The following is a 22,901-nucleotide window of genomic DNA, read 5'->3' as shown; positions in this document are numbered from 1 at the left end:
CGGCCGGCCCTCCTACACCCGCATCACCGACAGCTCCACCGGGCCGGGCGCCGGCCGGTCGGGCCCGCGTACACAGGCCAGCGCGCGGGGAAGCGCGCAGGGGGCCCAGCCCCCGCGGGGCGCCGTCCGGCTCCCGGCCGCGACGCCGTGCTCCGTGGGGCCGCCGGCCCGCGCCGGCACCGCCGGATCCCGCTCGGGCCCCGCCGGCCCGGGCCCGCACTGCGGCGCCCCCCGGTCGGCAGCCTGCACCACCGCGGCCCCCTGGACCGCCGCCGCAGCGTCGGGGCCCGCCTGGACCCCCACGGACGTACGGGCTCCGGCAGCGCCCACCGAGCCGGCCGCTCCCGACGGGGACCCCGCACCCGCGGCCGCGCACAGCAGCACCAGCAGGGCCCCGGCCAGCAGGCACCACACACCGCGGCGCGGGCTGCTCGGCATGGGCGGGACCTCTCACGGAAAGGCGTCGGGGGACTCGTCCCGAAATGTTACGGGTCCGCCTGACAAATGCGTTCGCCACCCGGAGGGAGCAGGTGAGATCCTCAAGCAGGTATGTCTACTTCCTTCGCCGCCCTGCAGACGCTTCTCGGTGAGATCTCCCTCCGCGACGCGCACCGCCTCGGCCGCCGCCTCGAAGGCGCCCGCCGCATCCGCAAGCCAGAGGCCAAGCAGGCCGTGCTCGACGAGATCGCCGCGGAGGCCGAGAAGGCCGCCGCGCGGCTGGCCGGGCGTGCCTCGCGAATGCCCGAGGTCACGTATCCCGAGTCCCTGCCCGTCAGCCAGAAGAAGGACGAGATCGCCGAGGCGATACGCGACCACCAGGTCGTGATCGTCGCCGGTGAGACCGGTTCCGGCAAGACCACGCAGATCCCCAAGATCTGCATGGAGCTCGGCCGCGGCGTCCGCGGCATGATCGGGCACACGCAGCCCCGCCGGATCGCCGCCCGCACCGTCGCGGAGCGGATCGCCGAGGAGCTGAAGTCCGAGATCGGCCAGACCGTCGGCTGGAAGGTCCGCTTCACCGACCAGGTGGACCCGGACGCCACCTTCGTGAAGCTGATGACCGACGGCATCCTGCTCGCCGAGATCCAGACGGACCGCGAGCTGCGCGCCTACGACACGATCATCATCGACGAGGCGCACGAGCGGTCCCTGAACATCGACTTCCTGCTGGGCTACCTGTCCCAGCTGCTGCCGAAGCGCCCCGACCTCAAGGTCGTGATCACCTCGGCGACCATCGACCCGGAGCGCTTCTCCCGCCACTTCGGCGACGCCCCGATCGTCGAGGTCAGCGGGCGTACGTACCCGGTGGAGGTCCGCTACCGGCCTCTGCTGGAAGAGGATTCCGAGGAGAGCGACCGCGACCAGATCACCGCGATCTGCGACGCCGTGGACGAGCTCCAGGCCGAAGGGCCGGGCGACATCCTGGTCTTCCTCTCCGGCGAGCGCGAGATCCGCGACACCGCCGACGCGCTCATCAAGAAGAAGCTCCGCTTCACCGAGGTCCTGCCGCTCTACGCCCGCCTCTCGCACGCCGAGCAGCACCGCGTCTTCCAGCAGCACACCGGCCGCCGGATCGTCCTCGCCACGAACGTCGCCGAGACCTCGCTGACCGTCCCCGGCATCAAGTACGTGATCGACCCGGGCACCGCCCGCATCTCCCGCTACAGCCACCGCACCAAGGTCCAGCGCCTGCCCATCGAGCGGATCTCGCAGGCCAGCGCCAACCAGCGCAAGGGCCGCTGCGGCCGTACCAGCGACGGCATCTGCATCCGGCTGTACTCCGAGGACGACTTCGCCGGCCGCCCGGAGTTCACGGACGCCGAGATCCTGCGCACGAACCTCGCCTCCGTCATCCTGCAGATGACCGCGGCCGGCCTCGGCGAGATCGAGAAGTTCCCGTTCATCGACCCGCCGGACCACCGCAACATCCGCGACGGCGTCCAGCTCCTGCAGGAGCTCGGCGCGCTGGACCCCAAGGAGAAGGACGCCCGCAAGCGGCTGACCCCCATGGGCCGCCAGCTCTCGCAGCTCCCGGTGGACCCGCGGCTGGCCCGCATGGTCATCGAGGCGGACAAGAACAACTGCGTCCGCGAGGTCATGGTCATCGCGGCGGCCCTGTCGATCCAGGACCCGCGCGAGCGGCCCTCGGACAAGCAGACCCAGGCCGACCAGCACCACGCCCGCTTCAAGGACGAGACCAGCGACTTCCTGTCGTTCCTGAACCTGTGGCGCTACCTGCGCGAGCAGCAGAAGGAGCGCGGCTCGTCCTCGTTCCGCCGGATGTGCAAGCAGGAGTACCTGAACTTCCTGCGCATCCGGGAGTGGCAGGACATCTACTCGCAACTGCGCACGGTCGCCCGCGGCATGGGCATCCACGTGAACGAGGCGGACGCACCGGAGCAGCACGTCCACGTCTCGCTGCTGGCGGGCCTGCTGTCGCACATCGGCCTGAAGGACACCGACAAGAACGAGTACCTCGGCGCCCGCGGTGCGAAGTTCGCGGTCTTCCCGGGCTCGGCGCTGTTCAAGAAGCAGCCGAAGTTCGTGATGTCGGCGGAGCTGGTGGAGACCTCGCGGCTGTGGGCCCGGGTCAACGCCAAGGTGGAGCCCGAGTGGGTCGAGCCGCTGGCGCAGCACCTGATCAAGCGCACGTACAGCGAGCCGCACTGGGAGAAGGACCAGGCGGCGGTGATGGCGTACGAGAGGGTCACGCTGTACGGCGTGCCGATCGTCGCCCAGCGGAAGGTGAACTACGGGCGGATCGACCCCGAGGTCTCCCGCGAGCTGTTCATCCGCAACGCGCTCGTCGAGGGCGACTGGCGCACCCACCACAAGTTCTACGCCGACAACCGCAAGCTCCTCACCGAGGTGGAGGAGCTGGAGAACCGGGCGCGGCGCCGCGACATCGTCGTCGACGACGAGACCCTGTTCGACTTCTACGACCAGCGGATCCCCGAGCACGTGGTGTCCGGGGCGCACTTCGACTCCTGGTGGAAGCACAAGCGGCGCGAGGAGCCCGAGCTCCTCGACTTCGAGCGCGAGATGCTGCTGACCGAGAAGGCGGCCGGGGTCACGAAGGCGGACTACCCGGACTCCTGGCGGCAGGGGCAGCTGAAGTTCCGGGTGACCTACCAGTTCGAGCCGGGCGCGGATGCGGACGGCGTGACGGTCCACATCCCGCTGCAGGTGCTGAACCAGGTCACCGGCGAGGGCTTCGACTGGCAGATCCCGGGCCTGCGCGAGGAGGTCGTCACGGAGCTGATCCGGTCACTGCCGAAGCCGATCCGCCGGCACTACGTGCCCGCGCCGAACTACGCGGCCCGCTTCCTGGACACGGCGGTCCCGCTGCAGGAGCCGCTGCCGGTCACCCTGGCGCGGGAACTGCACCGGATGGTCGGGGTGCCGGTCACGGCCGACGACTTCGACACGGCCCGCATCCCCGAGCACCTGAAGATCACCTTCCGGATCGTCGACGAGCGCCGCCGCAAGATCGCCGAGGACAAGGACCTGGAGGCCCTGCGCCTGCAGCTCAAGCCGAAGGCCCGCCAGGCGCTGTCCAAGGCCGCCGCGGCCACCGCCGAGCGGGCGGGCGGCGCGTCGGTGGAGCGCTCCGGCCTCACGGACTGGACCATCGGCACGCTGGAGAAGGTGTTCGAGACCCGGCGCGCGGGCCAGCCCGTGAAGGCGTACCCGGCGCTGGTGGACGAGGGCGCGAGCGTCGCCGTCCGGCTCTTCGACACCGAGGCCGAGCAGCAGCAGGCGATGTGGCTGGGCACCCGCAGGCTCATCCTGCTCAACATCCCGGTCAACGCGGCGAAGTTCGCCTCCGACCAGCTGAACAACCAGCAGAAGCTGGCCCTGTCGCGCACTCCGCACGGCTCCGTCCAGGCGCTGTTCGACGACTGCGCGACGGCGGCGACCGACAAGCTCATCGCCGACCACGGCGGTCCGGCCTGGGACGAGGCGGGCTTCCGGAGGCTGTACGAGGCCGTGCGCGCCGACCTGGTGGACACGACCGTGCGCACCGTCGGGCAGGTACAGCAGGTGCTGGCCGCGTGGCAGGCCTGTGAGCGGCGTCTGAAGGCCACGCAGAGCCTGGCCCTGGTGGCGAACCTCCAGGACGTCAGGGCGCAGCTGGCGGCCCTCATGCCGGCCGGCTTCGTGACGCGGACGGGCCTGCGCCGGCTGCCCGACCTGATGCGCTACCTGGTGGCGGCGGACCGGCGGCTCCAGCAGATGCCGACGGCCGTCCAGCGCGACACCACGCGCATGGAGAAGGTCCACGAGATGCAGGACGAGTACGCCTGGCTGCTGGAGCAGCTGCCGAAGGGCCGGCCGGTCCCGGAGGCGGTCACCGAGATCCGCTGGATGATCGAGGAGCTCCGGGTCAGCTACTTCGCGCACGCGCTCGGGACGGCGTACCCGATCTCCGACAAGCGGATCGTGAAGGCGGTGGACGCGGCTGCGCCGTGACCGGCGCCGTGACCTCGGCCGACCCGGCGGCGTCCGGTTCGACCGCACCCCTGAAACTGCTGTACAGTCTGATGCGCAGCCACGCGAAATCGGCTGCACATCGAGGTCCTGTGGAGCAGTTGGTTAGCTCGCCACCCTGTCAAGGTGGAGGTCGCGGGTTCAAGTCCCGTCAGGATCGCAATCACAGCAGGGCCCGCATCCCAGGATGCGGGCCCTGCTGCATGTGCGGGCCTGCGCGGGCCCGTGCCTGCCCCGGCGAGTCACCCGTTTGACTCACCCATGTGGCGGAACGGTCGCATCCGCAAAATCCCCCGTCCGCATGAGCGCACCCTGTGACGGGAGTCACCACACGAGTTTTTGGGACGAGCGCATTTATCGCACCCATACGCGTGCTCGATTTAATATGTGCAATGGCACCCCACCCGCCGATGCACCCTGTCGGCGCGATTCGGCCCCGACCCGGGCAAAAAAAGATCGCGCTGGACCCGGCGGAGTCCAGCGCGATCGAACGGCCGGGAACCTGTTGGGGCAGGTCCGGCCGCATGAAGCCAGTGGGTTTCATCGGATTGGGGGATCCGATGCAGTCCCGGTCAAGCGATAAAACAGGGGTGCTGTGCGCGACCTCAGGCCTCGCTGCGCTGCTGCGGAATTCCCGCGAGCAGGGCGCGAACCTCGGCCTCGCGGTAACGGCGGTGCCCACCCAGCGTGCGGATGGACGTGAGCTTGCCGGCCTTGGCCCAGCGGGTCACCGTCTTCGGGTCCACGCGGAACATCGTGGCAACCTCAGCCGGGGTCAGCAGCGGCTCGGCATCAGGGGTGCGAGCGGTCATGAGCGGCCTCCTCGGGAGAACCGAACCATCTCGGTTCTTTCCTCTAAATTCTGCACCTTGGCCCGCGTTGCCCGAAATGGACATACGCGGGCCGAGTCGGTTATAGGACGAACGGCTTGTCCTCGGCACTACAACTACACCATCCGTCCAGCCTTGACGGCCAAACCGACGGAATTGCCCTCCGAGGTGTTCATCAGCGGCGGAAGCCGATGGACCGCCCTATAACGGACAGTCACCCCACTGTAACGATCAGTCACAGAGCGATCAGGAGTCCTCAGACCCCCCGTAGCGTGCAATGCCGAGCATTCCGCCCTTAGTTGGGCGGAAGGAACCCTCCCCGGACTCCTTGTCCTATTTTGGCACGAGGGTAGGGGAACGGCGCAAGGGTGTGTTTAGTGCAGTCCGTCACGCTTGGGCCAATGGCCCGTATCGGGACGTAGGTCCCGGTCCTAAGGCCCCCGACGAGACCCCGACCGGCTGTTTCTACCCGATCGGCCGATGGGTGCGATAGATCCGGCATGAGATCGGCACACCATTTCCGCATCCCGCGCCCGTATCGCACCCGTATCGCGCGCCCCCACCGCGCGCCCCCTCAGTTGGCGAACAGCCGCTCCCGGACCTCCCGCCAGTGCTCCGACAGCTCCTCGTACGCCTCCGCCGCCGCGACCTCGTCACCGGAGCGCAGCGCCGCGAGCCCCACCGCCACGTCCCGGGCCGAGCGGTCGGCCGCCAGCCGGTCCCCCGGCAGCGCGTGCACCAGACCGCCGTAGTCCAGCTCGACCATGGAGCGCGGGTGGAACTCCTCCAGCCAGCTGCCGACCTCCACCAGGGCGTCCGCGAACCCCTCGTACCCCTCCGCCTCCCGCAGCGTCCGCAGCCCCCGCGCGAGGCGCCGCCGGGCCTGCACCATCGGCGTCCGGTAGCGCAGCCGCTCGCCCGGCACGTACTCCCGCTCGTCGTCGGCCACCAGCACGAACCAGCGCAGTGGCACCTGCCACACCGCGGTGCGGATCCACGGCCGCGCGTCCGGGTTCCGCTCGCGCCAGCGCTCGTACTCCTCGGCCGCCCGCTGCCGCGCCGACGGCGGGAGCGCCGCGTCCAGCACCGGCTGCGGGAACTCCTCCACGAGCTCCTTGAGCGCCAGCCAGCCGCGCAGCCGGGTCCGCCACGGGCAGACCAGCAGCACCCCGTCCACGTGTGCGGTGAACGCGTCCGCGCTCTCGTGCACCGGCACCCCGACCACCGGCACCCGCACCAAGTCCGCCAGCGAGCGGCGCAGTTCGTCCTGGGCCGTCGGCACCACCGCGCGCCGGGCGTACGAGGCCCAGTGCGTGCGCTCCGGCTCCGCGAAGGCCGCCAGCGGCTCGTAGACGCGCAGGTAGGAGGCGTACGGGACGGTCGGCGCCGAGCGCGCGGACGGCAGCCCGGTCTCGGAGGATTCACTCACGCCCTTCGTACTCCCCCGCCCCGCACGCGCCTACTCCGCCCCGCGCACGCCCGCCCCGGCGGCCGGCTGCTTGCGCCCCTGACTGCCGGGTAGGTACTCCCCGAGTGTTCCGATCTCTGGACAGGTCGAGTGCGCGGGCCCTTCAGGTCTTACTCTGCTCCCAGCACGCCCTCCCCCACCCGCAGGGCGGGCGTCTTTCCGCCGCATCTCTTCCATGGGAGTCACCACCGTGACCGAAATGACCGACGGCGTCCTGCACACCCTGTTCCGCACGGAACAGGGCGGCCACGAGCAAGTCGTGCTGTGCCAGGACCGAGCCACTGGCCTGAAGGCCGTCATCGCCATCCACTCCACCGCCCTGGGCCCCGCCCTCGGCGGCACGCGCTTCCACGCGTACGCCTCCGACGAGGAGGCCGTCCAGGACGCGCTGAACCTGTCGCGCGGCATGTCCTACAAGAACGCCATGGCCGGCCTCGGCCTCGGCGGCGGCAAGGCCGTCATCATCGGCGACCCGGACGTCATCAAGAGCGAGGAACTGCTGCTGGCCTACGGCCGGTTCGTGGAGTCCCTCGGCGGCCGCTACGTGACGGCCTGCGACGTCGGCACGTACGTGGCGGACATGGACGTCGTCGCCCGCGAGACCCGGTGGGCCACCGGCCGCTCCCCCGAGAACGGCGGCGCCGGCGACTCCTCCGTGCTCACCGCCTTCGGCGTCTTCCAGGGCATGCGGGCCTCCGCCCAGTACCTGTGGGGCGACCCGACCCTGCGCGGCCGCAAGGTCGGCGTGGCGGGCGTCGGCAAGGTCGGCCACTACCTGGTCGAGCACCTCCTGGAGGACGGCGCCGAGGTCGTCATCACGGACGTCCGCGAGGAGTCCGTGCGCCGCATCCTCGACAAGCACCCGCAGGTCACCGCCGTCGCCGACACCGACGCGCTGATCCGCGCGGAGTCCGTCGGGGGGCTCGACATCTACGCCCCCTGCGCACTCGGCGGCGCCCTGAACGACGACACCGTGCCCGCCCTCACCGCGCAGATCGTCTGCGGCGCGGCGAACAACCAGCTCGCGCACCCGGGCATCGAGAAGGACCTCGCGGACCGCGGCATCCTGTACGCGCCCGACTACGTGGTCAACGCGGGCGGCGTCATCCAGGTCGCCGACGAGCTGCACGGCTTCGACTTCGACCGGTGCAAGGCCAAGGCCACGAAGATCTTCGACACCACGCTCGAAATCTTTGCCCGTGCGAAGGCCGACGGCATTCCGCCGGCCGCGGCGGCCGACCGGATCGCCGAGCAGCGGATGGCCGACGGCCGCGCCGCGAAGGCGGCGGCGGCCTCCTGACGGCGGCCCCGACGGCCCCGCGGCACCTGCCGTGTGCGCCCGCCGGGGTGCGGCGAGACGGAACTCACTGCACTTCGGCGGGTCGTCCGCCAGGAAAGAGTTAAAATCGCAGCTGACCAGCGAGGACGGGGCGCCTCGATGGTCCTGCACCGAGGCGCGTCATGCGGGCGGCGTACCGTATGGCCCCGGAAGCAGGTACCGTTAAACCCCTACGGACGGTCTCTCCACGGAGAGCCCGCTCCGAACCATGAACGCGTGTCAGACTCTGGGGCCGTCGAGCCCCGTCACCGAGGGGGTCGAGCCATGGGGCGCGGCCGGGCCAAGGCCAAGCAGACAAAGGTCGCCCGCCAGCTGAAGTACAACAGCGGCGGGACTGACCTCTCGCGTCTGGCCAATGAGCTGGGCGCATCGCCGACGGCGCCGCTGCTGCCTGTCAGCGAGCCGGTCGACGTCGATGACGAGCTGGACGAGGACGACCCGTACGCCAAGTACGCGGAGCTGTACAACAGCGATGACGACGAGGACGAGGACGACGAGTCCGGCCCGTCGGCACAGCAGCGCCGCGGCGCTTGACTGACGCTGTCACGTCCGCAGCACGCAGGTGGTACAGCGTGACCACCATCGGCTGAGCAGCACAGAGCAACACGGCAGACACACGAAACCCGGTCCAGGGCCACGCCCCGGACCGGGTTTCCGTGCTGTCTCAGCTCGCGTACGAGCCGGTCAGGGCCGCACCCTCGGTGTGCTCGCCGCGCTCGGTGATCTCGCCGGCCACCCAGGCGTCGACACCCCGGTCGGCCAGCGCTGTCAGGGCCACCTCGACCGACTCCTGCGGGACCACGGCCATCATGCCGACGCCCATGTTCAGGGTCTTCTCCAGCTCCAGCTGCTCCACCTGGCCGGCCTTGCCGACGAGGTCGAAGACCGCCCCCGGCGTCCAGGTCGAACGGTCGACCGTGGCGTGCAGGTGGTCCGGGACGACCCGGGCCAGGTTCGCCGCGAGGCCGCCGCCGGTGATGTGCGAGTAGGCGTGCACCTCGGCCGTCCGGGTGAGGGCCAGGCAGTCCAGCGAGTAGATCTTGGTCGGCTCCAGCAGCTCCTCGCCGAGGGTCCGGCCGAGCTCCTCCACGTGCTGGTCGAGGGACATCCCCGCCCGGTCGAAGAGCACGTGGCGAACCAGCGAGTACCCGTTCGAGTGAAGACCGGAGGACGCCATCGCGATGACCGCGTCCCCCGTACGGATGCGATCCGCGCCGAGCAGGCGGTCGTACTCGACGACGCCCGTGCCGGCGCCCGCCACGTCGAAGTCGTCCGGGCCGAGCAGGCCCGGGTGCTCGGCGGTCTCGCCGCCGACCAGGGCGCAGCCGGCCAGGACGCAACCCTCGGCGATGCCCTTGACGATCGCGGCGACGCGCTCCGGGTGGACCTTGCCCACGCAGATGTAGTCGGTCATGAAGAGCGGCTCGGCACCGCAGACCACGATGTCGTCCATGACCATGGCGACCAGGTCGTGGCCGATGGTGTCGTACACGCCCATCTGGCGGGCGATGTCCACCTTGGTGCCGACGCCGTCCGTGGCCGAGGCCAGCAGGGGGCGCTCGTAGCGCTTGAGGGCGGAGGCGTCGAAGAGGCCGGCGAAGCCGCCGAGGCCGCCGAGGACCTCGGGGCGCTGCGTCTTCTTCACCCACTCCTTCATCAGCTCGACGGCGCGGTCGCCCGCTTCGATGTCGACGCCGGCGGCTGCGTAGCTGGCACCGGTGGTCTTCTCTGTCATGACAGGCGAGAGCTTTCGTGTCGTTGCTGCGTGTGGTGCCGGGCCCTGGGAGAAGCCTCAAAGACAGGGCCCGGCGCAGGTTGAGCGGGCTGCGGCGCTACGGGCGGCGCAGTGCGTCGGCGGCGTCGGCGCCGCCGGCCAGCTCGGTCTCCAGGAGCTGCTTGCCCAGCAGCTGCGGGTCGGGCAGCTCCATGGGGTACTCGCCGTCGAAGCACGCGCGGCAGAGGTTCGGCTTCTGGATGGTCGTCGCCTCGATCATCGAGTCGAGCGAGATGTACGCGAGGGAGTCCGCACCCAGGGAGGTGCCGATCTCCTCGACGCTCATGCCGTTGGCGATCAGCTCGGCCCGGGTGGCGAAGTCGATGCCGAAGAAGCACGGCCACTTCACCGGCGGCGAGGAGATCCGGATGTGGACCTCGGCCGCACCGGCCTCACGGAGCATGCGGACCAGCGCGCGCTGGGTGTTGCCGCGGACGATCGAGTCGTCGACGACCACCAGGCGCTTGCCCCGGATGACTTCCTTGAGGGGGTTGAGCTTGAGGCGGATGCCCAGCTGGCGGATGGTCTGCGAGGGCTGGATGAAGGTCCGGCCGACGTAGGCGTTCTTGACCAGGCCGGAGCCGTACGGGATCCCGCTCTCCTCGGCGTAGCCGACGGCGGCGGGCGTGCCCGATTCCGGCGTCGCTATGACGAGGTCGGCGTCGACCGGGGCTTCCTTGGCCAGACGGCGGCCCATCTCGACGCGCGAGAGGTAGACGTTCCGGCCGGCGATGTCGGTGTCCGGGCGCGCCAGGTAGACGTACTCGAAGACACAGCCCTTGGGCTTCGCTTCTGCGAAGCGCGAGGTGCGCAGGCCGTGCTCGTCGATCGCGATGAGCTCGCCCGGCTCGACCTCGCGGACGAAGCTGGCGCCCACGATGTCGAGGGCGGCGGTCTCGCTCGCGACCACCCAGCCGCGCTCCAGGCGGCCGAGGACCAGCGGGCGGATGCCCTGCGGGTCACGGGCGGTGTAGAGGGTGCCCTCGTCCATGAAGACGAGGGAGAAGGCGCCCTTGACCTGCGGGAGGACCTTGGCGGCCGACTCCTCGATGGTCAGGGGCTTGCCGTCGTCGTCCGTCTGGCCGGCCAGCAGGGCGGTGACCAGGTCGGTGTCGTTGGTGGCCGCCACCTGGGTGGCGCGGCCGTCCTGACGGGGGAGGTCAGCGACCATCTCGGCAAGCTCGGCGGTGTTCACCAGGTTGCCGTTGTGGCCCAGGGCAATGGAGCCGTGGGCGGTCGCGCGGAAGGTGGGCTGAGCGTTCTCCCAGACGGAGGCTCCGGTGGTCGAGTAGCGGGCGTGACCGACCGCGATATGACCCTGGAGCGAGCCGAGAGAGGTTTCGTCGAAGACCTGGGAAACGAGGCCCATGTCCTTGAAGACGAGGATCTGGGAACCGTTGCTCACAGCGATACCCGCGGACTCCTGTCCACGGTGCTGCAGCGCATACAGTCCGAAGTAGGTGAGCTTGGCGACCTCTTCACCCGGAGCCCAGACACCGAAGACGCCGCAAGCGTCCTGGGGGCCCTTTTCGCCGGGGAGCAGGTCGTGGTTGAGTCGTCCATCACCACGAGGCACGCCATCGAGTGTAGGCGAGATCGACCACTGGTCCGAATTGGGGACCGCCCGGGAAAGTCACAGTGCGGACAGTCGGGTAACCCCTGCGGAGGGTGACCGTCTCGAAATCCGGAATGCGCAGGTTGACAGCCTGCGGGGGCTGCGGACAGGCTTCCGCTCCATGCAGCCTCTCGGTGACCGAGCCGTCACCCTCGTCGAGCGCCGGCACGTGGACCTGGTCCGTGTCGCGAGCGCCATCTGTCGCTGTTCCGCGTAGTCACGCGCTCCCGCCTGCTTTTCCTCGGCTTTCCCCTTTTCTGCCGTTCTTCCCTTTCCTGTTCCTGCTGCTGCCCGCCCGGGCAGCAGCCGCCCCGCCCTGCCGTGCCGTGCGCCGTCCCGCGCCGCCCGGGGCCGGACGGCCGTCCCCGGGCGGGTCGGCAGGCCGTGCCCTGGAGTACTCGTGACCTCGTACGAACACCGGCCCCCGCTGTCCCGGCGCGCCTTCGGCGGTGCCGTCGGGGCCGGCGCCGCCGCCGCGGCCGTCGGCTCGGCAGCCGCCGCGGGCCCGGCCCACGCGGCCCCGCAGCCGGCGCCCTCGGGCCCGGAAGCCGCACCCGCCGAGCGGGAGTTCCGCGCCGCTCGCGGCCGGCACTCCCGGCGGCCCAACATCCTGTTCATCCTGGGCGACGACCTCGGCTGGGCCGACCTGTCCTCGTACGGCTCCCCGCACATCAGGACGCCGAACCTGGACCGCCTCGCCGGCCAGGGCGTCCGCTTCACCGACGCCTACTCGGGCTCGGCGACCTGCTCGCCGACCCGGTTCAGCCTGTACACCGGCCGCTACCCGGGCCGCACCAAGGGCGGGCTGGCCGAGCCCATCGCCGACAAGTCCGCCGGGCTGGAGCCCACGCACCCGACGCTGGCCTCGCTGCTGCGCGACTCCGGCTACGCGACCGCGCTGATCGGCAAGTGGCACTGCGGCTACCTGCCGGACTACAGCCCGACCCGGTCCGGCTGGGACGAGTTCTTCGGCAACTTCGGCGGGGCCCTGGAGTACTACTCCAAGCTGGGCCTGGGCGGCGAGTACGACCTCTACGAGGGCGACGCCGCGTACAAGGACCTGCGCTACTACACCCGGATCCTGACCGAGCGGGCCTCCGAGTACGTGGCCCGCGACCACGGCGGCAGGCCGTGGCTGCTGAACCTCAACTTCACCACCCCGCACTGGCCGTGGATCGCCGAAGGCGACACCGCGGCGAGCGCCGAGGTCGAGCGCCGGATCAAGGCCGGCGACGCGCGGGCCCTGTGGCACCAGGACGGCGGCTCCGTCGGGAAGTACAAGCAGATGGTCGAGGACCTCGACCGCTCGGTCGGCGCGGTGCTGGACGCGCTGCGCCGCTCCGGGCAGGAGCAGGACACCCTGGTGTTCTTCTCCAGCGACAACGGGGGCGAGCGGTTCTCGTACACCTGGCCGCTGTCGGGGAACAAGGCGTCCCTGCAGGAGGGCGGCATCCGCGTGCCGAACATCGTGCGCTGGCCGGCCCGGATCGACGGCGGGCAGGTCAGCCGGGTCCCGGTCTTCACCCCGGACTGGACGGCGACGCTGCTGGAGCTCGCCGGGACCCGCCCGCACGCGGCCTACCCGCTGGACGGGGTCAGCCTGGCCGGTTACCTGCTGCGCGGCGAGCAGCCGGCCGAGCGGGACCTGTTCTGGCGGGTGCGCGGGGAGCGGGCCCTGCGGCGCGGGAACTGGAAGTACTACCGCGGCAAGACCGGCCGGGACCAGCTGTTCGACCTGGCCGCGGACGCCCGGGAACAGGCCGACCGGGCCGCTCTGGAGCCGGGGCGGCTGGCCGAGCTGCGCAGGGCCTGGGAGGCGACGGACGCCGGCCTGCTGCCGTACCCGGCCTGACCGCCGGGCCGGGCGCGGGCCCGGGCCGGGACCCCTGACCGGACCCCCGACCTGTGTCCACACCCTGTGGACGGGTGTTCATTCGGCGGCGGAGGCGGCTTGGGCGGTCAGGCCGCGGCCGTCCGCCGCGGTCAGGGTGAGGATGTCGGCCTGGATCCGCCAGGTGAGCGGGCCGCCGGCGAACAGCTCGGTCAGGGTGCGCTCCAGGTCGCCCACCGGGCCGGTGCAGGCCATCCGGGTGGTGACCAGCGGCCCGAAGGTGAGCGTGGAGCCCTCGACGGTGACCGGGGCGCTGAACCGGTTGCAGCCGAGGGTGCCGCTCGCGGTGGAGTCGGCTCCGAGGGTGAACACCGCCTTGCGGTCCGCCCCGGCCGGGAGGGAGGAGACGTCGCCGCTGATCAGCCCGGTCACCGTCCATGCGGTGGCGGTGAGCGGGGCATCGGGCGTCGGCGGCTGCGCGACGAGGTCGAGGGTGCTGCCGTCGGAGGCCTTCAGCACGAGGTGGCCGGCGGTGGTGCGGTGGACCTCCAGGCGGCCGCGGAAGAGTTTGGCGAAGGCCGTCTCGAAGGCCATGTCCTTGCAGGCCATCGCGGTGGTGGCGCCGGGGGTGACGGTGATGGTGGACCGCTCCGGGCCCGTTCCGTAGACCACGGTGGCGCCGAAGCCGTTGCAGCCGTAGACCCCGCCGGCCTTGGCCCGGTGCGGGTCCGTACCGGGCTCGACGTCCAGGCGGGCGGATGGCGGTGCGGTCAGGGTCTTCCCGTCCGCGGTGAGGCTGTGGACGGACCAGGAGCCCTCGAAGGCCGGGTCCTGGGGGGTGCCGGAGGGGCCGGAGCCCTCGGCGCAGGCGGTCGTGGCGGCGGCGAGCGCGAGGACGGCGGCCAAGGCTGCCGGGAGGTGCCGGTGAGTGGGCATGCCCCTGGGACGGACGGCGGACCGCGGCGGTTCCCCCGGCTCACCCGTGCGGTCGGGCCATTCGTCCCGTCAGCTCATCACCGGCAGCAGCGCCGCCAGGTCGGCCCGCTCGCCGCTGGCCCTGACCTGCGCGTCCGCGAGGGCCGAGGCCCAGTCCGTACGGCCGGTGGCCAGCCGGACCCAGGTCAGCGGGTCGGTCTCCACCACGTTCGGCGGGGTCCCGCGGGTGTGCCGGGGGCCCTCGATGCACTGGACCACCGCGAACGGCGGGATGCGGACCTCCACCGAGCCGCCCGGCGCCTTGAGCGCCAGGGCGTCGGCGAGGAGCCGGGTGCACGCCGCCAGGGCCTGCCGCTCGATCGGGACGTCCGTTCCGGCGGCCCGGTTGAGGTCGTCGGTGTGGACCACCAGCTCCACCGTCCGGGTGACGAGGAAATCGGCCAGGGTCATGTCCCCGACCCACAGGTCCAGCACCCGGCTGCCCGGGTTCGCGGCCAGCGCCTTCTCCATCCGCGCGCCGACCCTCTCGAACAGCTCGGGCAGCGGGGCGCCCTCCAGGGTCTCCTTGGCGGCCTCCGCGATCTTCCCCGCGAGCGAGGCGGTGGCGAAGGGCCACTCCACGGCCGCCAGCTCGGGCACGGCCGCCGGCGGGCGGGCGAGCCCCGCGGCGAGGGAGTCGGCGATCCACGCGAGGTGCGCGGCCAGGTCGGCCACGGTCCAGTCGCCGAGCCCGCTGCCGCGTCCGAGCTGTTCGGGGGTCAGTTCCCGGACGGCTTCGGTGAGGTGGCCGAACTGCGCGGTGACGGCCGCACGGATCTTCGCGGCGTCGTAGCTGCGCGGCTTCTTCTTGGCAGGCGGCATGACCCGACCCTACTGGGGGAGAGTGACGCCGGTGCAGTCGTGGCGCCGCGCGCTGTCCTCGACGTACGCCCTGAACACCTCCGCCCTGCGGTCCCGGACGACATGGAAGTCGTACTCGAACGGCACGTGCATCGTGAAGACGGCAGGTCGGCCGTGGCAGGTGGCCGTGGCGTACGTGAGTTCGCCCTTGGTGCCCGCCATGCCCGTCACGACGGGTTCGGGCAGCCCGCCCGCCCTGATGCCGAGGGAGCCCGCGTCCTCCCCGAGGTAGGTATGGGTGGCGATCCACCAGGGGCGGTGGGTGAGGACCTCCTGGAGCCTGACGTACTCCCACTCGCGCTCCGGCCGCTGCGCGTAGATGCGGCGCACCTCCTCGGGACCGACGGCGAGGAGGCAGACCTCCTCGCGGGCCGCGGCGGCCGGCGGCGTGCCGAGGGCCCGGTCCGGGAGCGGGCCGCGCTCCGCGGTGCGCAGGTGGGCCCCGTACCAGGCGCAGGCGTCGGTCCGGCCGTCCACCGCCCCGAGCCGGGTCTCCGGGACGGGCAGGGCGTCGGGCAGCTCGGGGAGCCGGGTCTCGCAGCCCACCTCGGCGGCGTGCGCCAGGGCGGCCGTACGCGCGATCGCGGCCAGAGCGAGCCGGTCGGCCGCCTTCAGGGGCTCCCCCGGGCCCGCCGCGGCGCGGGCCCGGACGGCGGTGGCGCCGGTGGCGGGCACCGGCTTCGCGCAGGCGGCGGTGATGACGACGTCCCGGCCGCCGTAGCCGCCGAGCGCGCCGTCGCCGATCGGTTGGCGCAGCGGAGCGACCGTCCGGGCGGTGAGGTCCCCGTCCGGCTTCGCGGAGGAGGCGAAGGGGTCGTCGGGATGCCGTTCGACCACGTTGTCCGGGGCACCCACGGGCAGGGCCCTGACGCTGAGCGCGAAGTGCCGCTCGCCCCGGGTCCCGCCGCGCGGCACCTCGTCGAAGGCGCAGGTCTCCGGACCGGGAACGGCCTCCAGGCGGTCGGCCCCGCCGCCCAGACGCAGTACGGCGCCGGGGTCGCGGACCAGGCCGTGGCAGGTCCGGGTGATCAGCGTGCGGCTGGCCTCCCGCTCCTGACCGGTCTCGTACGTGTCGTACAGGGACCAGCCGCCGAAGACCAGGCCGCCGATCCCCGCGGCGAGCAGCAGCGCGTTGACCGTGTTCCGTGCCCGGCCCCGGTCGGGCAGCAGCCCGCCGCCGGCCTCCCCCATCGGCTCGAACATCCCCAACCCCCCGTATCAGTCGGTGTGTTGCTCCACTCGAACGCTAACAAGGGGCGAGCCCCCGGCCGGAGCGGGTCCGGACGGGGGCTCGACGGGGGTGGGGCCGCCGAGACGGGATCAGGCCAGCAGGGCCGGGATCGTCGCCTCGTGGGCCTCGCGGAGCTCGGCCAGCGGGATCGTGAACTCGCCCTGGACCTCGATCTCCTCGCCGTCCACCACGCCGATGCGGGTGGCGGGCAGACCGCGCGCACCGCACATGTCGGTGAAGCGGAGCTCCTCGCTGCGCGGGACGGCCACGATGGCGCGGCCCGCCGACTCGGAGAACAGGAAGGTGAAGGCGTCCAGGCCCTCGGGGACCACGATCCGGGCACCGTTGCCGCCGCGCAGGCAGGACTCGGTGAGGGCCTGGACCACGCCGCCGTCGGACAGGTCGTGCGCGGCGTCGACCATGCCGTCGCGGGAGGCGGCGATCAGGATCTCGGCGAGCAGCTTCTCGCGGCCCAGGTCCACCTTGGGCGGCATGCCGCCGAGGTGGTCGTGGACGACCTGCGACCAGGCCGAGCCGCCGAACTCCTCGGCGGTGTCGCCGAGCAGGTACAGCAGCTGGCCGGCCTCCGCGAACGCCATCGGCGTACGGCGGTTGACGTCGTCGATCACACCGAGGACCGCCACGACCGGGGTCGGGTGGATCGCGGTGTCACCGGTCTGGTTGTACAGCGAGACGTTGCCGCCGGTGACCGGGGTGCCCAGCTCCAGGCAGCCGTCGGCGAGACCGCGGGTGGCCTCGGCGAACTGCCACATGACGCCCGGGTCCTCCGGCGAGCCGAAGTTCAGGCAGTCGGAGATCGCGAGGGGCTTGGCGCCGGTCGCGGCGACGTTGCGGTACGCCTCGGCCAGGGCCAGCTGCGCGCCCGTGTACGGGTCGAGCTTCGCGTAGCGGCCGTTGCCGTCGGTCGCCATGGCGACGCCGAGGTTGGACTCCTCGTCGATGCGGACGATGCCGGCGTCCTCGGGCTGCGCCAGGACGGTGTTGCCCTGCACGAAGCGGTCGTACTGGTCGGTGACCCAGGACTTCGAGGCCTGGTTCGGGGACGAGACCAGCGCCAGGACCTGCGCGCGGAGCTCCTCGGAGGTCTGCGGGCGGGGCAGCTTGTTCGCGTCGTCGGCCTGGAGGGCGTCCTGCCAGTCCGGGCGGGCGTACGGGCGGTGGTAGACCGGGCCCTCGTGGGCGACGGTGCCCGGGGGCACGTCCACGATCTGCTCGCCGTGCCAGAAGATCTCCAGGCGCTCGCCGTCGGTCACCTCACCGATGACGGTGGCGATGACGTCCCACTTCTCGCAGATCTCCATGAAGCGGCCGACGTGCTGCGGCTCGACGATCGCGCACATGCGCTCCTGCGACTCGCTCATGAGGATCTCCTCGGGCGAGAGCGTCGCGTCGCGCAGCGGGACGGTGTCGAGCTCGACGCGCATGCCGCCGGAGCCGGCCGAGGCCAGCTCGGAGGTGGCGCAGGACAGGCCGGCGCCGCCGAGGTCCTGGATGCCCGCGACCAGCTTCTCCTTGAAGATCTCCAGGGTGCACTCGATGAGGAGCTTCTCCTGGAAGGGGTCGCCGACCTGGACGGCGGGGCGCTTGGTGGGCTTGGTGTCGTCGAAGGTCTCGGACGCGAGGACCGAGACGCCGCCGATGCCGTCGCCGCCGGTGCGGGCGCCGTAGAGGATGACCTTGTTGCCGGGGCCGGAGGCCTTGGCGAGGTGGATGTCCTCGTGCTTCATCACGCCGATGCAGCCGGCGTTGACCAGCGGGTTGCCCTGGTAGCAGGCGTCGAAGACGACCTCGCCGCCGATGTTGGGCAGGCCCAGGCAGTTGCCGTAGCCGCCGATGCCCGCGACGACGCCCGGCAGGACGCGCTTGGTGTCGGGGTGGTCGGCCGCGCCGAAGCGCAGCGGGTCCACGACGGCGACCGGGCGGGCGCCCATGGCGAGGATGTCGCGGACGATGCCGCCCACGCCGGTGGCCGCGCCCTGGTAGGGCTCGATGTACGAGGGGTGGTTGTGCGACTCGACCTTGAAGGTGACCGCGTAGCCCTGGCCGACGTCGACGACGCCGGCGTTCTCGCCGATGCCGACGAGCATGGCGTCGTTCTGGGGTGCCTTCTCGCCGAACTGCTTCAGGTGGACCTTGCTGCTCTTGTACGAGCAGTGCTCGGACCACATGACGGAGTACATGGCGAGCTCCGCGCCCGTGGGGCGGCGGCCCAGGATCTCGCGGATGCGCTGGTACTCGTCCTCCTTGAGGCCGAGTTCCTTCCAGGGCTGCGCCGAGTCGGGGGTCTCGGCGGCGTGCTTGACGGTGTCCAGAGTCATGCGCTTACCAGCTTCTTCAAGACCGAGGTGAAGAACGGCAGGCCGTCGGTGCGGCCCGTTCCGACCAGCGGGTCGACCGCGTGCTCGGGGTGCGGCATGAGGCCGACGACGTTGCCCGTGGCGTTGGTGATGCCGGCGATGTCGTTCAGCGAACCGTTCGGGTTGCCGTATCCATGAGCGGCTTCGCCGCGGGCGAGGTAGCGGAAGGCCACGCGGCCCTCGCCCTCCAGTTCGTCGAGGGTGCGCTGGTCGGCGACGTAGCGGCCGTCCATGTTCTTGAGCGGGACGGAGATCTCCTGGCCCTGCTCGTAGTCGCCGGTCCAGGAGGTTCCGGCGTTCTCGACGCGGAGCTTCTGGTCGCGGCAGATGAAGTGCAGGTGGTTGTTGCGGAGCATCGCGCCCGGCAGCAGGTGGGCCTCGGTGAGGACCTGGAAGCCGTTGCAGATGCCCAGGACCGGCATGCCGGCCTTGGCCTGCTCGATGATGGTCTCCATCACCGGCGAGAACCGGGAGATGGCGCCGGCGCGCAGGTAGTCGCCGTACGAGAAGCCGCCCGCGAGGACGACCGCGTCGACCTGGTGCAGGTCCTTGTCGCGGTGCCACAGCGAGACCGGCTCGGCGCCCGCGAGGCGGACGGCGCGCAGCGAGTCACGGTCGTCGAGCGTTCCGGGGAACGTGACGACACCGATGCGAGCGGTCACGACTCCACCTTGACGACGAAGTCTTCGATGACGGTGTTGGCGAGGAACGTTTCGGCCATCTTGTGGATGCGGTCGAGGGCGGCCTGGTCGACCGGACCCTCCACTTCCAGCTCGAAGCGCTTCCCCTGGCGGACGTCGGCGATGCCCTCGAAGCCCAGGCGCGGCAGTGCACGCTGCACCGCCTGGCCCTGGGGGTCGAGGATCTCCGGCTTGAGCATGACGTCGACTACGACGCGTGCCACTGGCACTCCCGATGGGTGGTTGGTGCGAAGGCGGTTCCCTCAGCGTACCCGCCCCAAATTTCTACGCGGGTAGATTTCCCGGGCGCGCCATCCGGCGGTCGTTTCGGCTTCACCAACGCTTCGCAAAATCCGCCGGAAAACCGCGCACTCGGCATTGCGGCGGGACACGCGGAGATAATTAACTGGGCTTCGCAATGCAATGAGAATCGCGGTACAAAGGAATCCCTGGAGCAGCGGTATTTGCCGTTCCGCAACGGGGACGGAAAGATGCATTGCTCCGAAACATCCACATCAGCGACATCGCCGCACGTCAACGCGGGACGACTGTCGCACGAAGGGACCGATATCCGTGGCGCAGCGCGTAGTGGTCACGATCTCCGACGACATCGACGGCGGAGAAGCGGCGGAAACGGTCGCGTTCGGGCTGGACGGTAAGTCGTACGAGATCGACCTGAATCTGGCCAACGCAAAGAAACTGCGGAAGACGCTCGAGCCGTACGTGGCCGCCGGCCGCCGCAAGGCCCGGTCCGGCAAGGCCTTCAAGCACACGTCCCTGGCCCCGGACCCGGCCGTCGTCCGCGCCTGGGCCCGCTCCCACGACTTCGACGTACCGCCGCGGGGCCGGATCCCGAAGCGGGTCTACGAGGCGTACAACGAGGCCCACTGAGGTCCCGCGCCCCGGGGCGGCCCGAGGGCGCTCCGAGGGGGCGGCTCCGAGGGGGCGGCCCGAAGACGCTCCGAGGCCGGCCCGAGGACGGATTTGGCATCCACCCCCTCCGATCCGCTAGTGTGTGGATCACGCCGAGGGGCGAGACCGCAGGTCAGAGCCTCGAAGGTCGTGCGGGTGTAGTTCAGTAGCAGAACATCCCCCTTCCAGGGGGAAGGCGCAGTGTGCGATCCCTGTCACCCGCTCTGCAACGCTTTACCGACCACTCCGGTGGATCGGGTAGAGTGATGCACGCATCGCCCGGCGGTAACGCCGAAGCGGGCATGCGGACGTAGCTCAGTTGGTAGAGCACCACCTTGCCAAGGTGGATGTCGCGAGTTCGAGTCTCGTCGTCCGCTCAGCGGACAAAGGCCCTGATCATTGATCAGGGCCTTTGTCGTATGCCCCGGTCCGGGGGCGGGCGGGGCTTTCTGACAAATGTCACCGGGGACGATGGCCGCGCGCACTCGTGCGGCGGCCGGTCCGCCGCGAAGCTTCAGGCATGGGGAACAACGCCCGCCGCAGGGCGATCGGGGGATGGGGACGGTGTCCAAACTGACGGGATGGTGGCGGAACCGCAGCAGCGCCGGGAAGGTCGAGCTCTACACCCGCTGGTCGTTCCACTTCTTCATGCTTGTCGAGGCGTTCGCGGTCCTGGCCGCGTTGGTGCCCGAGGCTCCCGCGCCCGTGGCCGGGATCCTGGTGCCCGTGGTGACGCACTCCGTGCTGTACGGAGTGCTCTCCTCCAGGGCACTGGACTGGGTCCTGGGCCGGCGCGAGCGACCCGTGCGGCTCGCCGTGGCCACGGCCGTGCTGACCGCCGCCCTGGCCGTCGCTCTGCTGGTGCTGCGCGCCGCCGGGACGATCACCCACGCGGGCGTGACCCCCTCCGCCGTCGTCAACATCGTCTCCTTCGCCACCGGTGCGCTGACCCTGTGCCTGTCCCGGGTCCGGCACATGGCCTGCCTCCCGCCGGGCGCGGCCGCACTCGTGGGCTGCACGGCCTTCGCCACGAACCCCGGAGCAGAGGCTGTCGGCTATACGTTCGGCGTCTTCCTCAGCAGCCTGATCCTCACGGGGGCCTGCGGCTTCTCCTCCTGGCTGCTGAAGACCGTGTACGAGCTGGACCACAAGCGGGACCTCCAGGCCCAGCTGGCCGTCGCCGAGGAGCGGCTGCGCTTCGGGCGCGACCTGCACGACGTGATGGGCCGCAACCTCGCGGTGATCGCGCTCAAGAGCGAGCTCGCCGTCCAGCTGGCCCGGCGCGAACGCCCCGAGGCGGTCGACCAGATGGTCGAGGTCCAGCGGATCGCCCGGGAGTCGCAGCGCGAGGTCCGCGACGTCGTCCGCGGCTACCGCGAGGCCGACCTCACGGCGGAGCTCGAAGGCGCGCGCGGCGTGCTGTCCGCGGCCGGCATGGACTGCCGGGTCGAGGTCGACGCCGGCCGGAGCCTGCGCCCCGAGGTCCAGTCGACGCTGGGCTGGGTGGTCCGGGAGGCGACCACGAACGTCCTGCGGCACGGCGACGCCCGCTCCTGCCTGATCCGGCTCACCGCCCCGGAGGCGGACGCGCTGACCCTGGTGGTGGAGAACGACGGGGCCCCCGAGGCCCCGGCCGGGCCGCCCGGATCGGGCCTCGCCGGGCTGCGGGAGCGGCTCGCCGTGCTCGACGGCACCCTGGAGGCCGGCCCCGTGGGCGACGGCCGGTTCCGGCTCCGGGCCCGGATCCCCGAACGGCACCTGCGAGGACTGGAGGCACGGGCATGAGCCCCGTACGCGTACTGCTCGCCGACGACGAGCACCTGATCCGCGGCGCGCTCGCCGCCCTGCTGGCCCTGGAGGACGACCTGCTGGTCGTCGCCGAGGCCGCGTCGGGGCCGGAGGCGCTGGCGATGGCCCGGGCCCACCGGCCGGACGTGGCGGTCCTGGACCTGCAGATGCCCGGGTCGGACGGTGTGAGTGTGGCCACATCGCTGAAGGCCGAACTCCCCGACTGCAAAACCATGATCGTCACCAGCCACGGCCGACCGGGCCACCTCAAGCGGGCCCTGGCCGCGGGCGTCCGCGCGTTCGCGCCGAAAACCGTCTCGGCGCAGCGGCTGGCCGAACTGATCCGCACGGTCCACGCCGGAGGCCGCTACGTGGACCCGGAGTTGGCCGCCGACGCGATCAGCGCGGGCGACTCGCCGCTGACCGCGCGCGAGGCCGAGGTGCTGGAGCTCGCCGGGGACGGGGCACCGATCGCGGAGATCGCCGAGCGGGCCCACCTCTCGCAGGGCACCGTACGCAACTACCTGTCGTCGGCGGCTTCGAAGCTGGGCGCGGAGAACCGGCACACCGCAGTGCGTCTCGCACGGGAGCGGGGTTGGGTATAGTGGTTCCCGCGCTACGGCGCATGCGGACATAGCTCAGTTGGTAGAGCACCACCTTGCCAAGGTGGATGTCGCGAGTTCGAGTCTCGTTGTCCGCTCCATGGGAGAAGCCCCCGGTCCTCGACC

Annotated in this window: 19 protein-coding genes and 4 tRNA genes; 12 read left to right on the top strand and 11 right to left on the bottom strand. The window is 71.3% G+C overall.

Annotated elements, in window-relative coordinates; all coding sequences use genetic code 11:
- Nucleotides 1-12 precede the first annotated feature (12 nt).
- On the bottom strand, nt 13-438 hold the full coding sequence (locus AB0F11_RS10385) for a hypothetical protein (RefSeq protein WP_362170383.1): 426 nt from the start codon (nt 436-438) through the stop codon (nt 13-15).
- A 111-nt stretch (nt 439-549) separates the two neighbouring features.
- Between AB0F11_RS10385 and hrpA the strand changes: the two genes are divergently transcribed.
- Nucleotides 550-4,473 (top strand): ATP-dependent RNA helicase HrpA, encoded by a 3,924-nt coding sequence (hrpA, locus tag AB0F11_RS10380; protein ID WP_362170381.1) that lies wholly within the window; start codon nt 550-552, stop codon nt 4,471-4,473.
- A 104-nt stretch (nt 4,474-4,577) separates the two neighbouring features.
- Nucleotides 4,578-4,651 (top strand) — tRNA-Asp (locus tag AB0F11_RS10375).
- A 445-nt stretch (nt 4,652-5,096) separates the two neighbouring features.
- On the opposite strand, the gene bldC is transcribed toward AB0F11_RS10375, so the two are convergent.
- The gene (gene bldC / locus AB0F11_RS10370; RefSeq protein ID WP_003949541.1) at nt 5,097-5,303 is read right to left on the bottom strand and encodes a developmental transcriptional regulator BldC; all 207 of its coding nucleotides are present in this window, start codon (nt 5,301-5,303) and stop codon (nt 5,097-5,099) included.
- A gap of 592 nt (nt 5,304-5,895) precedes the next feature.
- Entirely contained in the window at nt 5,896-6,750 is an 855-nt protein-coding gene (locus tag AB0F11_RS10365; RefSeq protein WP_362170379.1) for a hypothetical protein, read from the bottom strand.
- Between the two features lie 214 nt (nt 6,751-6,964).
- On the opposite strand from AB0F11_RS10365, the gene AB0F11_RS10360 reads away from it, so the two are divergent.
- Together AB0F11_RS10360 and AB0F11_RS10355 are read left to right on the top strand one after the other, a co-directional pair.
- Nucleotides 6,965-8,089, top strand: coding sequence for an amino acid dehydrogenase (locus tag AB0F11_RS10360; protein WP_362170377.1), 1,125 nt, complete (start codon nt 6,965-6,967; stop codon nt 8,087-8,089).
- Nucleotides 8,090-8,392: 303 nt separating this feature from the next.
- Entirely contained in the window at nt 8,393-8,662 is a 270-nt protein-coding gene (locus AB0F11_RS10355; protein ID WP_362170468.1) for a DUF3073 domain-containing protein, read from the top strand.
- Nucleotides 8,663-8,792: 130 nt separating this feature from the next.
- On the opposite strand, the gene purM is transcribed toward AB0F11_RS10355, so the two are convergent.
- Nucleotides 8,793-9,863: a phosphoribosylformylglycinamidine cyclo-ligase gene (gene purM, locus AB0F11_RS10350; protein WP_362170375.1), complete on the bottom strand. Its 1,071-nt coding sequence runs from the start codon at nt 9,861-9,863 to the stop codon at nt 8,793-8,795.
- Between the two features lie 97 nt (nt 9,864-9,960).
- Complete coding sequence (purF, locus tag AB0F11_RS10345; protein ID WP_362170373.1) at nt 9,961-11,478, bottom strand: amidophosphoribosyltransferase; 1,518 nt, start codon at nt 11,476-11,478, stop codon at nt 9,961-9,963.
- Nucleotides 11,479-11,638: 160 nt separating this feature from the next.
- Here purF and AB0F11_RS10340 point away from each other — a divergent pair, with 160 nt between their 5' ends.
- Nucleotides 11,639-11,734: a putative leader peptide gene (locus tag AB0F11_RS10340; protein WP_352211348.1), complete on the top strand. Its 96-nt coding sequence runs from the start codon at nt 11,639-11,641 to the stop codon at nt 11,732-11,734.
- Between the two features lie 183 nt (nt 11,735-11,917).
- The gene (locus AB0F11_RS10335) at nt 11,918-13,369 is read left to right on the top strand and encodes a sulfatase-like hydrolase/transferase (RefSeq protein ID WP_362170371.1); all 1,452 of its coding nucleotides are present in this window, start codon (nt 11,918-11,920) and stop codon (nt 13,367-13,369) included.
- Nucleotides 13,370-13,447: 78 nt separating this feature from the next.
- On the opposite strand, the gene AB0F11_RS10330 is transcribed toward AB0F11_RS10335, so the two are convergent.
- From AB0F11_RS10330 to purS, 6 genes are all read right to left on the bottom strand, one after another.
- Nucleotides 13,448-14,284: an META domain-containing protein gene (locus AB0F11_RS10330; protein ID WP_362170369.1), complete on the bottom strand. Its 837-nt coding sequence runs from the start codon at nt 14,282-14,284 to the stop codon at nt 13,448-13,450.
- A 69-nt stretch (nt 14,285-14,353) separates the two neighbouring features.
- Complete coding sequence (locus AB0F11_RS10325; RefSeq protein WP_362170367.1) at nt 14,354-15,145, bottom strand: sterol carrier family protein; 792 nt, start codon at nt 15,143-15,145, stop codon at nt 14,354-14,356.
- A 9-nt stretch (nt 15,146-15,154) separates the two neighbouring features.
- Nucleotides 15,155-16,387 (bottom strand): hypothetical protein, encoded by a 1,233-nt coding sequence (locus tag AB0F11_RS10320; protein ID WP_362170366.1) that lies wholly within the window; start codon nt 16,385-16,387, stop codon nt 15,155-15,157.
- A gap of 117 nt (nt 16,388-16,504) precedes the next feature.
- Entirely contained in the window at nt 16,505-18,754 is a 2,250-nt protein-coding gene (purL, locus tag AB0F11_RS10315) for a phosphoribosylformylglycinamidine synthase subunit PurL (RefSeq protein WP_362170364.1), read from the bottom strand.
- The gene (purQ, locus tag AB0F11_RS10310) at nt 18,751-19,455 is read right to left on the bottom strand and encodes a phosphoribosylformylglycinamidine synthase subunit PurQ (protein ID WP_362170362.1); all 705 of its coding nucleotides are present in this window, start codon (nt 19,453-19,455) and stop codon (nt 18,751-18,753) included. The genes purL and purQ overlap by 4 nt, the downstream gene beginning before the upstream one ends.
- Complete coding sequence (purS, locus tag AB0F11_RS10305) at nt 19,452-19,697, bottom strand: phosphoribosylformylglycinamidine synthase subunit PurS (RefSeq protein WP_179174904.1); 246 nt, start codon at nt 19,695-19,697, stop codon at nt 19,452-19,454. The genes purQ and purS overlap by 4 nt, the downstream gene beginning before the upstream one ends.
- A 349-nt stretch (nt 19,698-20,046) precedes the next feature.
- Here purS and AB0F11_RS10300 point away from each other — a divergent pair, with 349 nt between their 5' ends.
- The 6 genes from AB0F11_RS10300 to AB0F11_RS10275 all read left to right on the top strand — a co-directional run bounded on the left by AB0F11_RS10300 (nt 20,047) and on the right by AB0F11_RS10275 (nt 22,876).
- Nucleotides 20,047-20,364 carry an Lsr2 family protein gene (locus AB0F11_RS10300; protein WP_361910351.1) on the top strand — a complete coding sequence of 106 codons (318 nt, stop codon included), beginning with the start codon at nt 20,047-20,049 and terminating at the stop codon, nt 20,362-20,364.
- A gap of 173 nt (nt 20,365-20,537) precedes the next feature.
- Nucleotides 20,538-20,609 (top strand) — tRNA-Gly (locus AB0F11_RS10295).
- 80 nt (nt 20,610-20,689) lie between these two features.
- Nucleotides 20,690-20,762: transfer RNA gene (locus AB0F11_RS10290), tRNA-Gly, on the top strand.
- Between the two features lie 178 nt (nt 20,763-20,940).
- Nucleotides 20,941-22,170, top strand: coding sequence for a histidine kinase (locus AB0F11_RS10285; RefSeq protein ID WP_362170359.1), 1,230 nt, complete (start codon nt 20,941-20,943; stop codon nt 22,168-22,170).
- Nucleotides 22,167-22,778: a response regulator transcription factor gene (locus AB0F11_RS10280; RefSeq protein ID WP_361910357.1), complete on the top strand. Its 612-nt coding sequence runs from the start codon at nt 22,167-22,169 to the stop codon at nt 22,776-22,778. The genes AB0F11_RS10285 and AB0F11_RS10280 overlap by 4 nt, the downstream gene beginning before the upstream one ends.
- 22 nt (nt 22,779-22,800) lie before the next feature.
- Nucleotides 22,801-22,876 (top strand) — tRNA-Gly (locus AB0F11_RS10275).
- The last annotated feature ends 25 nt before the right edge of the window (nt 22,877-22,901 follow it).

This window comes from Streptomyces sp. NPDC032472, assembly GCF_040636955.1.
Classification (GTDB): domain Bacteria; phylum Actinomycetota; class Actinomycetes; order Streptomycetales; family Streptomycetaceae; genus Streptomyces.
Note: the sequence above shows the minus strand (reverse complement) of the source record. Positions and strands in the feature narration are given on the sequence as shown.